At 57.6% G+C, this 14341-nt stretch carries 13 protein-coding genes; 4 read left to right on the top strand and 9 right to left on the bottom strand.

The genetic code is table 11. The annotated features are described in order from the left end of the window. Position 1: 1 nt before the first annotated feature. From ACY8FN_RS08110 to mscM, 3 genes are all read right to left on the bottom strand, one after another. On the bottom strand, positions 2 to 1879 hold the full coding sequence (locus ACY8FN_RS08110; protein ID WP_463099697.1) for a methyl-accepting chemotaxis protein: 1878 nt from the start codon (positions 1877 to 1879) through the stop codon (positions 2 to 4). Between the two features lie 152 nt (positions 1880 to 2031). Beyond that, positions 2032 to 2715, bottom strand: coding sequence for a glycerophosphodiester phosphodiesterase (locus ACY8FN_RS08105; RefSeq protein ID WP_463099696.1), 684 nt, complete (start codon positions 2713 to 2715; stop codon positions 2032 to 2034). 24 nt (positions 2716 to 2739) lie between these two features. Next, positions 2740 to 6021: a miniconductance mechanosensitive channel MscM gene (gene mscM / locus ACY8FN_RS08100; protein ID WP_463099695.1), complete on the bottom strand. Its 3282-nt coding sequence runs from the start codon at positions 6019 to 6021 to the stop codon at positions 2740 to 2742. Positions 6022 to 6176: 155 nt separating this feature from the next. Here mscM and ACY8FN_RS08095 point away from each other — a divergent pair, with 155 nt between their 5' ends. Further along, positions 6177 to 7514 carry an MATE family efflux transporter gene (locus ACY8FN_RS08095; protein ID WP_463101145.1) on the top strand — a complete coding sequence of 446 codons (1338 nt, stop codon included), beginning with the start codon at positions 6177 to 6179 and terminating at the stop codon, positions 7512 to 7514. Between the two features lie 117 nt (positions 7515 to 7631). Here the strand turns inward: ACY8FN_RS08095 and ACY8FN_RS08090 are convergent, their stop codons facing one another. Together ACY8FN_RS08090 and crp are read right to left on the bottom strand one after the other, a co-directional pair. Continuing rightward, positions 7632 to 8432, bottom strand: coding sequence for a putative RNA methyltransferase (locus ACY8FN_RS08090; protein WP_101321013.1), 801 nt, complete (start codon positions 8430 to 8432; stop codon positions 7632 to 7634). A gap of 127 nt (positions 8433 to 8559) precedes the next feature. After that, complete coding sequence (crp, locus tag ACY8FN_RS08085; protein WP_042022897.1) at positions 8560 to 9198, bottom strand: cAMP-activated global transcriptional regulator CRP; 639 nt, start codon at positions 9196 to 9198, stop codon at positions 8560 to 8562. Between the two features lie 327 nt (positions 9199 to 9525). On the opposite strand from crp, the gene ACY8FN_RS08080 reads away from it, so the two are divergent. Beyond that, positions 9526 to 9930 (top strand): OsmC family protein, encoded by a 405-nt coding sequence (locus ACY8FN_RS08080; RefSeq protein ID WP_068978037.1) that lies wholly within the window; start codon positions 9526 to 9528, stop codon positions 9928 to 9930. 60 nt (positions 9931 to 9990) lie between these two features. After that, positions 9991 to 10287, top strand: coding sequence for an MliC family protein (locus ACY8FN_RS08075; RefSeq protein WP_042022892.1), 297 nt, complete (start codon positions 9991 to 9993; stop codon positions 10285 to 10287). 123 nt (positions 10288 to 10410) lie between these two features. On the opposite strand, the gene ACY8FN_RS08070 is transcribed toward ACY8FN_RS08075, so the two are convergent. The 3 genes from ACY8FN_RS08070 to ACY8FN_RS08060 are packed head-to-tail and all read right to left on the bottom strand — an operon-like array spanning position 10411 to position 12107. Beyond that, entirely contained in the window at positions 10411 to 10944 is a 534-nt protein-coding gene (locus ACY8FN_RS08070) for a DUF4136 domain-containing protein (protein ID WP_101321011.1), read from the bottom strand. A 16-nt stretch (positions 10945 to 10960) separates the two neighbouring features. After that, positions 10961 to 11830, bottom strand: a complete 870-nt coding sequence (locus tag ACY8FN_RS08065) for a phosphoribulokinase (protein ID WP_101321009.1) — start codon at positions 11828 to 11830, stop codon at positions 10961 to 10963. A 52-nt stretch (positions 11831 to 11882) separates the two neighbouring features. Beyond that, positions 11883 to 12107 carry a YheU family protein gene (locus tag ACY8FN_RS08060; protein WP_042022884.1) on the bottom strand — a complete coding sequence of 75 codons (225 nt, stop codon included), beginning with the start codon at positions 12105 to 12107 and terminating at the stop codon, positions 11883 to 11885. A gap of 89 nt (positions 12108 to 12196) precedes the next feature. Between ACY8FN_RS08060 and ACY8FN_RS08055 the strand changes: the two genes are divergently transcribed. Beyond that, positions 12197 to 13372, top strand: a complete 1176-nt coding sequence (locus ACY8FN_RS08055) for a GGDEF domain-containing protein (protein WP_463099694.1) — start codon at positions 12197 to 12199, stop codon at positions 13370 to 13372. On the opposite strand, the gene ACY8FN_RS08050 is transcribed toward ACY8FN_RS08055, so the two are convergent. Then, positions 13308 to 14312 (bottom strand): hydrolase, encoded by a 1005-nt coding sequence (locus tag ACY8FN_RS08050; protein WP_463099693.1) that lies wholly within the window; start codon positions 14310 to 14312, stop codon positions 13308 to 13310. The genes ACY8FN_RS08055 and ACY8FN_RS08050 overlap by 65 nt on opposite strands. Positions 14313 to 14341: the final 29 nt, after the last annotated feature.

The raw sequence follows: 14341 nt of genomic DNA, 5'->3' as shown, positions 1-14341 counted from the left end.
GTTAAATACGGAACATGCCGACCTGATTGCTCAACTCCCCCGAAATATTTTTAAGTTGTTCAGAGAGATTCCGGGAGCTGTCCGCATCTACCGCCAGTTCGTCAGACACATCTTTCACCGCTTGAATGTTGCGACTGACCTCATCGGTGACGGCCCGTTGCTCTTCAGCCGCGCTGGAGATCTGGGTCGCCATGTCGGAGATCTGGTTGATCGAGGTGGTGATCTGCTCCAGCGCATGGGTGGCATTGTTGGCATCATCCACGCTGTTTTGTGCCAGCTGTTGCCCTTCGTGCATGGTGCTGACTGCCCCCTGGGTGTTGCGCTGCAGAGTCTCGATCATGCTGCGGATCTCGACGGTGGAGCTGTGGGTACGCTGTGACAATACCCGCACCTCGTCGGCGACCACCGCAAAACCACGACCCTGTTCACCCGCCCGGGCGGCTTCAATCGCCGCGTTCAATGCCAGCAGGTTAGTCTGCTCGGCAATGCCCTGAATGGTAGAAAGGATGGTGTTGATCTCCTGAGCGTTCTTCTCCAGTTCCTGAATGATGTTGGAGGCCTGCTCTACCTGGGTCGCCAGATCAGTGATGGAGCGCTGATTGCGAGCGATCACCTGCTTGCCGTGCTCACAACTACTAGAAGACGAGCGAGCCGCATCTGCTGTCTGCTCAGCGTTACTGGCTACCTCGACCGCAGTGGCTGACATTTCGTGTACCGCAGTGGCGATCTGGGAGATCTCGTTTTGCTGGCGTGCCAGCCCCTGATTGGCCTTCTCCGCCATGCTGTGGGAGGACTTGGCCTGCTGGTTGAGTTGACCGGAGGAGTTGGAGATATCCTGCACCATTACATGGATCCGGTCGATGAAGGTGTTGACGTGTTTGGCAACAGCACCCACCTCATCTTCACGCTCGATCTTGATGCGGCGGGTCAGATCGCCGTTGCCACGGGAGAGATCGGCAATCGCCTCGCCCAGGGTTTTCAGGGGGGCCAGCGAGCCGTTGATGGCGACATAGGAGAAGCCAGCCACGATCAGTATGGTGATGAGCCCCTGAATGAGGGAGGAGGTGACCATGCTGCGTACCGACTGGTAGGCGGTCTCTTCATCCACCATCATGCCGTAATACCAGCTGGTATTAGGGATCGCGTTGAAGTCAAAGACCTCTTTCTTGCCGCTGATCACCAGCTCGTTGATCATGCCGTCATGGGCAATCTGGTTGATGTAAGAGGCGGACAACTCGGGTGCCAGAGCTGTGGCGGGTTTCAAGCTCAACGAGGCATCAGGGTGCGCGATAATGGTGCCATTGCTGTCTACCAGAATGGCGTAGGTGCCCTCGGAGCTGACCGCCAGAATATCCGAGATAAGGGCGCTGATAGAGACGTCGCCGGCGATGACCCCCTGAGTGTTGCCACGCTGAAACGGCTCGGCAATGGTAACGATCAACTGGCCACTGGAGATATCGGCATAGGGCGCCGTGATGACCAGCTTGCCTGCCGCCATGGCATCTTGGTACCAGGGGCGTTGACGGGGGTCATAACCGGCAGGCAAGTCGGTCGGCTTGCTCTGGATCATCTTGCCATCAGCGGTACCGGCATAGACCAGGTCAAAGCCACCGGCGCTCATCGACTGGGCCAGATGGCTGATGGGCTCATCTTCTTTGGCGAATGCTTCCTTGGTGGTGCTGACAATGCTGATCCGGGAGTCGACCCAGCGGGAGATCCCCTTGACGTTAGCCATGGAGCTTTCGTCAATGATGTTCCAGACCAGACGCTGGGTTTCACTGCGCAGTTGCGTGGTGTTGTACCAGACCTGCAGGCCGGTGATCACCAGAATAATGATCCCTATCGCAAGGACCAGCTTGTTTTTTATGGATAAGTTCATGGTTACATCCTTGTGAGCGTCAGTCAGAGTGTGTATATGCACGTTATTGTTATGAGCCAGTAGCTATCGGCCGTTGTTGAACTTTTTGTATCCCGAACTGCTATTTAAAGTTAGCGCCTAAATCAGTGCTTATCCATATGTGTATCGCGCCCTCATGGCACCAAAAAACGATCAGGTCGATTGGTAAAGATTCCATCGACCCCCATGCTGGCGAGCGACTCATAATCCTCAAGATAATCAACGGTATAAACCAGCACCTTTAACCCGCGTCGATGGGCATCTTCAACCAGCAGCCGGTCGACAAAATCCACATCGCAATTGAGTGACCAGGCCCCCAGATCTTCGGCAAACTGCGCCAGTGTAAGCGGCAGGTTGGCGGTCAGGGCGCCGAGCCGGATATTGGGCCGCAAAGCGGCAAATCGGGCCAGCTCAGGGTGGTGGAAGGAGGAGACCACCCACTGACAGGCAGCAAAACCGAGCTCTGTTTCTGCCCGCAGGGTCAAGGCTGCCACCGCGTCGGCGGTATGAGCGCCCTTGAGCTCAATGTGAAGTTCGCAGCGTCCGGCGATGATCTCCATCACCTGCCACAGGGTCGGGATCACCTCCCCCTCACCCGCATCAAGCTGCTCCAGATAAGCGCGAGCTTGTTCGGCCAGTACCCCCTTGCCGTTGGTGCAGCGTTCCAACCGCCGATCGTGGAATACCCACAACTCGCCATCGGCCGCCTGTACGTCGATCTCGATAGCTGGCGCTCCCAGCTCCAGCGCTTTGGCCATCGCCTTGAGGGTGTTCTCCGGAGCCAGACCGCTGGCGCCACGGTGGGCAATAATCTGCATGTTTTGCTCCTCTTACCTCGCGGTTCAGCCGCGACTCAGGTGAATGTCGATCTGTTGATGGGGCAGTGGAAGTCCCTGCTGCTGCATCTTCTCCAGCACCAGCGAGTGAACCTCGTGGGTGATGGGCATCCGGTGATCCATGTTGTTGACGTAGAGGCGGATCTCGTAGATCAGCGCCGAGTCGGTGAACTCGATCAGGAAGACCTCGGGGGTCGGCGTCTCCAGTACCAGGGCCGATGCCTGGATGGACTCCTCCAGAATACGCTGCACCAGTTTCGGATCTCGGGTCAGCCCGATCCGGATCCGCAGTTTGACCCGGGTGATGGCATCGGAGAGCGACCAGTTGATGAACTGCTCGGTGATGAAGGCCTTGTTGGGCACGATGATCTCCTTGCGATCCCAATCCACTATGGTGGTCGCCCGGGTTTTGATCTTGGTGACGGTACCGGTGAGATCGCGGATGGTGACGGTGTCACCGAGCCGGATCGGCTTTTCAAACAGGATGATGAGACCGGAGACAAAGTTGGCGAAGATCTCCTGCAGACCGAAACCCAGCCCCACCGAGAGGGCGGCGACCAGCCACTGGGTCTTCGACCAGTCGATACCGAGCATGGAGAAGCCGGTGAGGGCGCCGATCAGGATCATCAGATACTTGCTGGTGGTGGTGAGGGCAAAGCCGGTACCGGGGGAGAGGCTGAGATGTTGCAGCAGGGTCAGCTCCATCAGCCCCGGCAAGTTACGGGCGGTCACCACGGTCAGGATAAAGACGAAGGCGGTCAGCATCAGATCCTGCAAGGTGATGGCCGAGAGCTGCTCGATGCCGCCAATCTTGCTGCTCACCTGCCACACCTCGATATTGCTGAGGAAACTGAAGGCGGAGTTGAGATCCGACCATTGCACCACCACCAGCATGGTGAAGCCCAGCATCAGCAGGGTGCGCACCAGTCCCAGTGACTGGGCGCTGATGGTATCGAGATCCAGCTCGTTCTCTTCCACCACATCGGGGATCTCTGAACTCAGCTCCTCCTGATTGTCGTCACGACCGCGCTGGGCCAGGATCTCGGCCCGCTTGCTCTTGGCGCGATCGAAGGCGAGGCGGCGGCGCTGGATCAGCATCCAGCGTCTGGCCAGATAGTAGACCAGCAGGCAGCCCAGCCCCACCAGCAGGCTCAGCTCCAGCTGGCGCAGCAGGGTGCGCGAGGTATAGAAGTAGCCAAACAGGGCGCCGATCACCGCCAGCAGCGGCGCCAGCATCAGGCTGTTCCAGATGAAGTGGTGCAGCAGATGGGGCTTGCTCATGTCGGTCTGGCCCCAGGTGAGCGGCAGCCGCTCCCGGTTGAGGCGGGCAAAAAAGAGCAGCAGCCAGAGGGCGCCGATCATGAAGGCCATCCGGCCGAGGGAGTCGTAGAAGGCGTGCTCCTGATAGCTGTTGGCCATCCCCTGCACGAAAAAACTCGGGATCAGCACCAGCAGCAAGGTGCGAAACTGCCCCCACACCTTTTGTACCTGTGCCCGAGGCCAGCGGAAGTGGTGAGTCAGGATCCCTCGCTCCAGCGTCAGATGGCGCGCCATCACCAGTGCCAGCAGCAGAAACCAGATCTCACCAAGGCCGCGCGCCACCGCCACCGCAAACGGGTATTGCCAGGCCCCTTCGAGCAGGCCGCGCACCATCAGCACCATGGCGGGCAGCGGTAGGGCGGCAAGCAGAGAGCGCAGCAGCAAGCGGCTGGTGAGGCTGAATTTGTCCTGGGTCACTTTGCCGATCCGCGGCGCAATATGGTCGCAATACTGGTTCAGGTGACGGGCCAGCTTGAACCAGCTCCAGGCCAGTACCAGCAAACCAATACCGGCCAGAGTGAGGCTCAGCGGGCTGTTTTCGGCGATGGCATGGGGCAGTTGCAGCCAGTTGTCCGGGTTGAAGGCCAGGGTCAGCGCGGCGGGAATGCCGAGCATTACCTGTGGGGTAAAGGGGCGCACATCCGGCATCCAGAACAGGTGGCTGGCGCTTATTTCGCGGATCTCGTCGATCTTGCTGTTCTGGCGGCTGTAGAGCAGCTTGAGGCGGGTCTGCTCCTGGATCAGGGTATCGGAGGCGTCGTTGAGCCGGGTCAGCAGCTGGCGCCGCGCCTTGAGCAGGTTATCGAGCACAGCTTGCTGCGGCCGATCCAGCGTCACCTCTTCTTCGGCCATCAGCTTGTCGCGCAGCTGGCGGGTATCCTTGAGGCCATCCTGCTCGCTCTCGTACTGGTACTTGGCCATGCGGGCGTTGACGATGGCGGACTCCAGCTTGTCGAGGGGGAATTGGGGTGGCAGATCGGAAAGTTTGCTGCGTAGGTTTTCGCCGTAGGCATTACTGATCTGCAGCCACTCCAGCTGTTCGCGCACCGAGTTGACCAGCTCATTCAGTGCAAACAGATTCTTGTCGACGCTGCGCTGCTCGTCCTGCACCCGCTCAATCTGATCTTCCAGCGTGCCGAGCTGGATGGAGAGCGCCTGATTCTGCTGTTGCTGCTCCAGCAGCAGCGGCATGTCGGTGGTGAGCTGTTTGCGCAGCCGCTCGCTCTCCTCCAGCGCCTGCTCGGTCTTCTCCCGCCGCAGCTGGTTTTGCTGGGTCAGCAGGCTGGCTTGCCACTCATCCTCGTCGGCGATGGCCAGATTGAGCTCCTGCAGTTTCAGCTTGCCGAGATCGTTGCGCTGCTGGGCCGAGAGCTGCTCCAGCTCCAGCATCTGGATCCGGTCAGAGAGACTCTGCTCCTTCATTCTGGTCAGCAGCAACTGGGCCTCCTGCTGGCGATCCGATTCGCTGCTGAAACTCAGTCGTTCCAGTTGACTGCGGGTCAGTTGTAGCTGTTTGCGCAGATCATCCACCCGCAGGTGATACTCCTGCCCGGTGCTCTCCAGCTGGTTGAGGCTATCCATTACCCCCTGCCGCTCCTTGCGCAGGTTAAGCTGACGGTTGCTGCTCAGGCCGATGGCCTGGCGCAGCGCCTCCTCCTTGAGGCTCGCCAGCGACGGACGAGCCGCGGGCTGATAGTTGTGCAGGCTATCCTTGAGGCGCGCCGACTCCTTGGGGTAGTCGATGAGGATCTGCTGATAGGCTTTGCTCTGCTCCCGGTAACGCTCGGCCTCTCTGGCAAATTGCAGCGCCTGCTGGTAGCTCTCCCGCAGTTTCTGGTTTTCCGGGGTATCGCTCTTGGGCACGCTCTGCAACAGGGATTCAGCCTGGGCAATGGCATCGTCGGCGCGCACGGCGGGCGGCAACAAGATAAGGGAGAGCAGCAAGAGGGTGAGCAGGCGTTGCAACATGAGGCTCGTTTCCGTTCAGAAGAGGTGGCCCTAGCCTAAAACAGGGCAGGGAGGCGGGTAAAGCAGTCTATATTAATGATTCATAACACAAATAACAGGAAGTCGTGCTGCCGTTTCGCTATGATCCCGGCCGCTTTCTCTCCACCGAGTCGAATATGTCAGCTGTTGATCTGGGCACAGCCCCGCTATCTCGCCTTTTCTGGCGTTACGTAACCCCGACCGTGGCGGCCATGCTGATCACCGGCATCTATGTCACCATCGATGGCATCTTCGTTGGCCACTTGCTCGGTCAGGACGGCATGGCTGGTCTTATGCTGGCCTATCCCATCTGCGCCGTGCTCTATGCGGTGGGGGCCCTGATCGGCATGGGAGCCTCGTCGCTGGTCTCCTTTTATCTGGGGAAAGGCAACCCGGCCAAAGCCCGCCATATCGTCGGCAATGCACTAGTGATGGTGCTGCTGGCCTCGGCACTGCTCAGCTTTATCGGGATCCGCTATGGCGAGCCCATGTTGGCCTGGATGGGGGCGGAAGGAGAGATCTTCACGGCCGGTCTTGCTTATCTGCAGGCCTACGCCTGGCTCGGGGTGTTTGCCGTGCTGTCGATGGCATTCAGCTCATTGCTGCGCAACGATGGCCGACCCGGGTTTGTCACCATCATCATGGTGGTCGGGGGGCTACTCAATGTGGGGCTCGATTATCTGCTGATGGTGGTGTTCCCGTTCGGGCTGGCCGGGGTGGCAACGGCCACCATGATCTCCCAGGCCGTCACCGGCCTTGCCTGTCTGTGGCACTTCTTCACGCCGCGCAGCCAGCTGCGGATCAGCTGGGACACCCTGCGCCCTGATCTCGCGCTGATGGCTGAAACGGTGCGACTCGGAGTGTCGAGCTTTCTGATGTACCTCTACCTCTCGGTGGTACTGGCGCTGCATAACAAGGCGCTGTTGGCGGTGGGCACCTCGCTGCATGTGGCCGCCTACGGGGTGATCAGCTACACCGAGGCGTTCTTTTATCTGGTGTTCGAGGGGGTCGCCATGGGCATCCAGCCCATCGCCAGCTTCAACGCCGGGGCTGGTCACTGGCAGCGGGTGTTGCGGGTGCGTAATCTGGCGCTCGGGGTGACGCTGGGGATCGCCCTGTGCGCCATGATACCGCTTTATCTATGGCCGGAAGGGGCGGTTTATCTGTTTGCCGGTGACAACGCAACCTTGCTGCCGGTGGCGAGCCTCGGGATCTGGCTCTATTTCTGGGGCTTGCCGATGGAAGGATTACTGCTGGTGGGGGCTACCTATTTCCAGGCCATCAACCGGGCCCGCATCGCCTCCCTGCTCACTGGCGGCAAGCTGGTGTTGATCGGCGGCTTCTTGTGGGGATTCTCAACCCTGTGGGGGGTACCCGGTGTCTGGTTGGCGCTACCGACTTGCAGCTCGTTGCTGGTACTGGTGATGTGGCGGGCGATGCGCAAGGAGTCAAGGGCACACCCGTTGGCTGGATAGATAGGTGAATGTGTCACCAAACATGGCGCAAACCATCTTCAGCATCCATCGATACCATATTATCTTACGTACAAAAACGGCCCTGTTTTCAACAAAACAGGGACGTTTTTCATGCTATCAGAGCGGCTTTTGCCACAAGGTCAGCAGCAGATCCTGCTCCAGCTCATCCGGCCCTTGCTGGATAAAATCATGGCGTTGTTCGCCAGTGGCTCGCCAGCCAAGACGGCTGGTTTCCAGAATAAAGCTGCGCAGGGCTTGATCCATCTGCAGGGCGAATTGACAGCGCTGTTGCCCCATTGCAGTCAGCCCCGGCAACGTGGGCCAGCTCAGGGGATGCTCCATGCTCACCGGGTTGAGGCTGACCCGCAGTTGCCACTGATGACGGGGGCCCGGCTGCAAATAGAGCAGGTAACCGCCTGGGGCCAACCAGTCCGCCAGCAGTTCGCTCTTGACCTTGAGGTCATTGACCAGCAAAACCTGTGCTTTACCCGGTTGTAACGGGGCACGGGCAGGATCGGCGATGACAAACTGGTTTTCTGGCTGGGCCTTTTTGGCAGCAAAGATGGTGTTCTTGGCAATATCGATGCCACTAAACTGCCAACCGGGCAGGCGTGCAGCCAGCGCGCGGCAGTAATATCCCTCACCACAGCCCAGATGGATCAGCTCTTGCTCGGGCAGGTTGGAGAGCAGACCCACCATTGCCTCGACCAGTGGCAGCTGGTGCCCCTGCTCCAAAAAATGGTGTTTGGCGCGCATCAGCGCACGGCTGTCGCTGTCTTTGGGATTTTTATTACCGGGGATCAGATCCAGATAACCTTCCGGTGCCGGATCAAAATGGTGTTTGTTGTCGCAATAACGGCCTTGAGAGGCCTCATGAAGATGGAGCGGACTACGGCAACGGGGGCATTGAAGATGCATACAAACTCTCTTGGCTGACGCCATGGTACAGGGAAGGGCGTTCGGGATTATAGGGGAGAGGATCCAAAAAGGCTGCCGTAGCAGCCTTTTTGATCCCAAGACCATTATCCGGTCATTGGTTCAACAATCAGCGGGTGCCAAAAACCACTATGGTTTTGCCATGGGCAGAGATGAGCTCCTGCTCTTCCAGCATCTTGAGGATGCGGCCCACTGTCTCACGAGAACAGCCGACAATCTGGCCGATCTCCTGACGGGTGATCTTGATCTGCATGCCATCCGGATGGGTCATGGCATCTGGCTGGGTAGCCAGGTTGAGCAAGGTCTGGGCGATCCGGCCGGTCACATCCAGGAAAGCGAGGTTACCCACTTTCTGGCTGGTATGTTGCAAGCGTTTGGCCATTTGACCGGAGAGACGCAGCAGAATATCCGGGTTGACCTGGATCAACTGGCGGAACTTCTTGTAGGAGATCTCTGCGACTTCACAGGAGCCTTTAGCACGCACCCAAGCAGATCGCTCAGGATTGTCATTTTCTTCGAACATCCCCATTTCACCCAGGAAGTCGCCCTGGTTCAGATAGGAGAGGATCATCTCTTTGCCCTCATCGTCCTTGATCAAGACGGCCACCGTACCCTTGACGATGTAATAGAGGGTCTCCGCTTTTTCACCCGCATGGATCAGGGTGCTCTTGGCGGGATACTTATGAATGTGGCAGTGCGACAAGAACCATTCCAGGGTGGGATCGCTTTGCGGTTTGCCAATGACCATGAGAATTCCTCTGTAGTGTCTTTTTATGGACTTGTGCGTCCGGGCAAGCTGCCAATCTTGCCATTCCTTGTATTAGTCGCAGTAGGATAAGAGCCTTTGTCTGTGCTGACAAGGCTTTGCGGGCTTTTGAAAGAGCCCTTTGAGTAATGCCTGCTGCGCTGTGTGGGTCATTCTAGGGAAGATGGCGGTAACAGATGTTGATTTTGATCTATTTCCCTCCCAACTCGTCGCTTTCTGAGCATTAAGAGCAGAGATGCCACCCGTTCGATAGCTGGGGTATGCTAAGGGCATAACGAACATGCCATAACAAGCAACAGGATGAACAAGATGAAAGCCAAAGTCAGCTGGGTGGAAGGGATGAAATTTATCGGTGAGAGCGAATCAGGTCACACCGTGACCCTGGATGGCGCTAATCCGGGAGAAGGGGTTAGCCCGATGGAGATGATCCTGCTGGCGGTGGGTGGCTGCAGCTCTATTGATGTGGTCTCCATTCTTGAGAAAGCACGTCAATCAGTGACCGCATGCCACGTAGAACTGAACGGTGAACGGGTCGAGAGTACCCCGCGCGTTTTTGAAAAAATTAACCTTCACTTTGTGGTAACCGGCACCGGGCTGGCAGAGAAGCAGGTGGCCAGAGCTGTGACGCTATCGATGGAAAAATACTGTTCCGTTTCCCTGATGCTGGAAAAAGCGGTACAAATTACCCATAGTTATCAAATTCTTGAAGCCTGATAACTGATAATTGTTACGTGGAAAAGCCATGGCGTTAGGCCATTACATAAGGAAAGTGCAATGAAAAAATTGATAGCTCTACTTCCTCTACTGGGTCTGGCGGCATGTACCAGCCCACAGCCGACCCAGTATCAATACAACCAGTATCAGTGTGGTGAAGAGCTGTTAGCCGTGACCTATGATGCCCAGGCTGACATGGTGCAGTTCCCCTACAACGGGGTTTACCACAAGCTTGCTCGAGTCGAGTCGGAGTCTGGCGAGAAATATTCTGACAGCGTGACCACCTTCTGGAATCAGGAGAAACAGACCACGCTGACCCAAAAAGAGGTCACCTTGTTGACCTGTACCCGTAAATAGATGAATGCACTCTCCCTTGCGGCGGCGCCCTTGTTTTAACCACCAGCGTCCCGTCAAAAAAGCGGCTTGCCAGATGGCAAGCCGCTTTTTTATCTTGATCCGGATGAGTGCCATGCATATGACTTATCGGGTAGGCAAGGCCCCCAATAATTCAGCGGCAAGTTGCTGACTCAGCTGCTGGCGCTGCCCCTCAGCGATGGCTGCCTCGCTGGCAAGGGAAATAGCGCTGCTCCACACCGCTTTTTTGCTGCGCGGGTCAAGCAACACGATCGCCAACGTGCCCTTGCGTCCACTGGCAGCTGCGCCAATCCCCGGCGTCATGCCCAGACGTGAGAAAATCTCGCCATCGCTGATATCTTTGCCACCCGCGACCCCGATAGCCACCCAAAGGTCGGCCTCCTCAAGGGGCACACTGCGCCATCCTTTGCCATCGAGTTGTTGACTGACTGCTTGCTGCATCGGCTCCAACCAGCCTTCAGCGTGTTCTCCGGCGAACTGATACTGCTCAGCCAGGGCGTAGCGCGGTGTGGCGCCAAACGTCCAGTCACTGATCGGACGAACCACCATGGTGCCCGATTCCAGCGTGGGGGCCGATGGCCCGCTGCTACACCCGCCCAGCAGGGCAAACAGCGCCACAGAAAGATAAGCAAACCGCATCATGAACTCCTTTGAATCAGGTTATTTTTCCGGTTTCGAGCAGTTGCTGGATGAGCGGGCGCAGGATCAGCTCCATCGCAAATCCCATCTTGCCACCCGGCACCACAATGGTGTTCATTCGTGAGATGAAAGAGCCATCGATCATCGACAACAAGTAGGGAAAGTCGACCTGCTTGATACCGCGAAACCGGATCACCAGCATACTCTCGTCCAGACTCGGGATCACCTTGGCACTGAAGGGGTTGGAGGTATCCACCGTCGGTACTCGCTGGAAGTTGATATGGGTGCGCGAGAACTGCGGGGTGATGAAGTTGATGTAGTCATCCATGGAGCGGACGATGGAGTCGGTCACCGCCTCCCGCGAGTGGCCCCGCTCCGAGGTATCGCGGATCAGCTTCTGGATCCACTCCAGGTTGACGATCGGCACCACGCCGATCAGAAAATCCACGTGGCGCGCCACATTGTGATCCTCGGTGACTACCCCGCCGTGCAGCCCTTCATAAAACAGCAGATCCGTGTTGCTGGGCAGATTCTGCCAGGGGGTGAAGGTGCCGGGCATCTGATTAAAAGGCACCGCCTCGTCAAAGCTGTGCAGATAGCGGCGATACTGGCCATTGCCATCCTGCCCATAGCCCTGGAAAAAGCTCTCCAACAGGCCGAAGTCATTGGCCTCGGGGCCAAAATAGCTGATATGGCGCCCCTGCTCGCGCGCCTTGCGGATCGCCACATCCATTTCCGGGCGGGTATAACGGTGAAAACTGTCACCTTCTACCACCGCCGCAGTATAGCCAAGCTGATGAAACATCGAGCGAAAAGCATTGGTGGAGGTGGAGGTGCCGGCACCGGAGGAGCCGGTGACTGCAATAATGGGATGCTTGGCCGACATAGAATTCTCTCTTCCTTGGGAGTGCCGTTATAAGATCAGGGGCGCAAGTTGGTCAAGATTGCTCGATAAAACGATCTTTCACTACGATATTGACCGATTCGTGCAACTCGCTATAGACGATAACCGCCTTGCCTTGCTGTAATTGCGATCGCACCGCGTCTACTTTGACCTCGAGTGATACGTCCTGTTCACCATATTCGGTGCCTTCTTGCAGCACAAATTGCTCGATCAGGTTGGTCAAGGTGTCGCCGTCGAGTTCTTGCCAGGGAATAATCATGATGGAAGTTCTATTAGCCAGAATGGCGCTATTTTCTATCTGTGGCCATCAAGCGCAAGGTGTTTATATGTTTTTTGGTAGGACCTGAGATGTTCTCTGCTCATTTTCGTTCGCAGGCTGCCGATTTCGATGACCATCTATGGAGCATTCGCCGTCAGGCATTGAGCCAGGGGATCCGCTGGTTCTGGGTGGCCAATCTGCTAGGCAGCATCTTCTTGCTTGCCCGCTTTTATGTCTACCAGAACGCCGAATTGGTGATCGACGACAAACTGCCCTGGCGCTATGAGTGGCAGTTATGGATCATGGCGACCGCCAATCTGACTTATCCGTTACTGCGCTGGTTGCTGCAGCACAGACCAGGGCGAGAGTGGCTAAATAGCCTGCGGGTCTATGCGCTGTTGTGGGGGACAGGTTGGGCAATGGTGGGCTATGCCACCGCAGTGACCGAGGTGAGAGGAGGCTTTAGCCTGGCCTTTATGTCCCTCAGTCTGCTGTTAATGACCTCCCTGATCGCCTTTTATTGCGAAAAAAGCCTCTGTTACTGCTTTATGGCTCCCCCTTTGTTCTATCTGCTTGTCGAACCCCTGACCGTGAAGGTGCCTTTTCTTGCCATGCATGTCTTGCTGGTCGCCGGATTGGTGCTGTTGCTGGAGACGGGGCGACGAATGTTGTACGACTGGTTCGTGCTGGCAGTTGCTCGGGAGTACGAGAATCTGGAGTTAGCCCGCCAGCTGGATGGTCAAGCCAAGCAAGACCCACTCACCAGATTGGCCAATCGTCGCCACTTCAACCTGGTCGGAGAGCGTACGATCAAGCAGGCCATGCTGCAGGATCAATCCTTTGCGGTGATCCTGCTCGATGTGGATTTTTTCAAAAAGCTGAACGATGGCTATGGCCATCAACGTGGCGACGAAGTGTTGGTGAGTGTCGCTGAATGTCTGCGTGAGGTGGTACGAAGTCAGGACGATCTGGTCGCCCGTTACGGCGGTGAGGAGTTCGTGTTGTTATTGCCGAAGGCGACCCTGAGCATTGCCGAGACAGTGGCCCAGCGTGTTGCTGCTGCGCTGGCACGCCATTCCCTGCCCCATGCCTACTCTTGTGTGGCACCCTATGTGACCGTGAGTCAGGGGATCGCCTTGTGGACACATGGCGAATCGCTCGACCGGGTCATAGCCCGGGCCGATGGGGCGCTTTATCAGGCTAAGGCCGAAGGGCGCAACTGCTATCGCGTCGCTCAGTCAGACACTCAACCAGCCAACGGCTGATCCGTTCATCCAGCCAGAATCGGGGGCTCCAGGGCGTTCCCTGCAAAAAGCCGACATGGCCACCACGCTGGCTCAGCTCATAGCGCACCATGGGAGACAACTGTTCCGGCTGGGGAATGACAGCGTGTGACATGAAGGGATCATCAGCGGCGTGAATGATGAGGGTCGGGATGGGGATCTGGCGCAGCAGGGGCAGCCCTGAACAGCTTTGATAGTAGTGGCTGGCGTTGCGAAAGCCATGTAGCGGCGCGGTGACCTGTTCGTCGAACTCCCGCAGGGTGGCAATCTGCGCCACTTGCCTTGGCTGCCAACGTTCGCCTGCCTTTTGCTGGCGACTGATTTTATTTAGCAGATTGCGGCGCATGGTGCGCAGCAGATAGTTCTGATAGACCCTGGAGAAGCCCTGATTAACCCGTTCGGCACAGCTGGCCAGTTGCAGCGGGGCCGAGACCACCACCGCCGCCTTCAGTGCGTCAGGGCAAGCTCGCGCCAGCAGATTGACCAACATATTACCGCCAAGTGAAAAGCCGATGGCGATCAGCGGTTTGCCCGGGAAGCGCAGGCTCAGCTCGGCAATCAGCTCCTGCGCATCACCGATGGCGCCAGAGTGATAGGCCTGCAGATGACGATTGGGTTCGCCGCTGCAACCGCGAAAGTGCATCAGTACCGCCTCCCTCCCCTCTTGCTGCAGGTGGGCAAACAGTCCCTTGGCATAGTGGGAGTGAATGCTCCCCTCCAGCCCGTGGAACACCACCACCAGCGGCTGCGCATCCGCGCTGACCTCGCCGCTCCAGGCCAGATCGACAAAATCCCCCTCCTGCAGCTCAAACCGTTCGGCCACAAAGCGGGCTGGCATGCGGCGCAGCCATTTGGGCAATATGGTCTGCAGATGAGGATTGCGGGCCCACCAGGGGGCGTGGAAGTGGCTTTCGATCAGCATGGTGTCAGTCTGTTTTGGTGAAGGTAGGT

It is taken from the genome of Aeromonas sp. 160P (genome assembly GCF_055193095.1).
The sequence above is the reverse complement of the archived record's forward strand: the minus strand, read 5'-3'. Positions and strand labels throughout refer to the sequence as shown.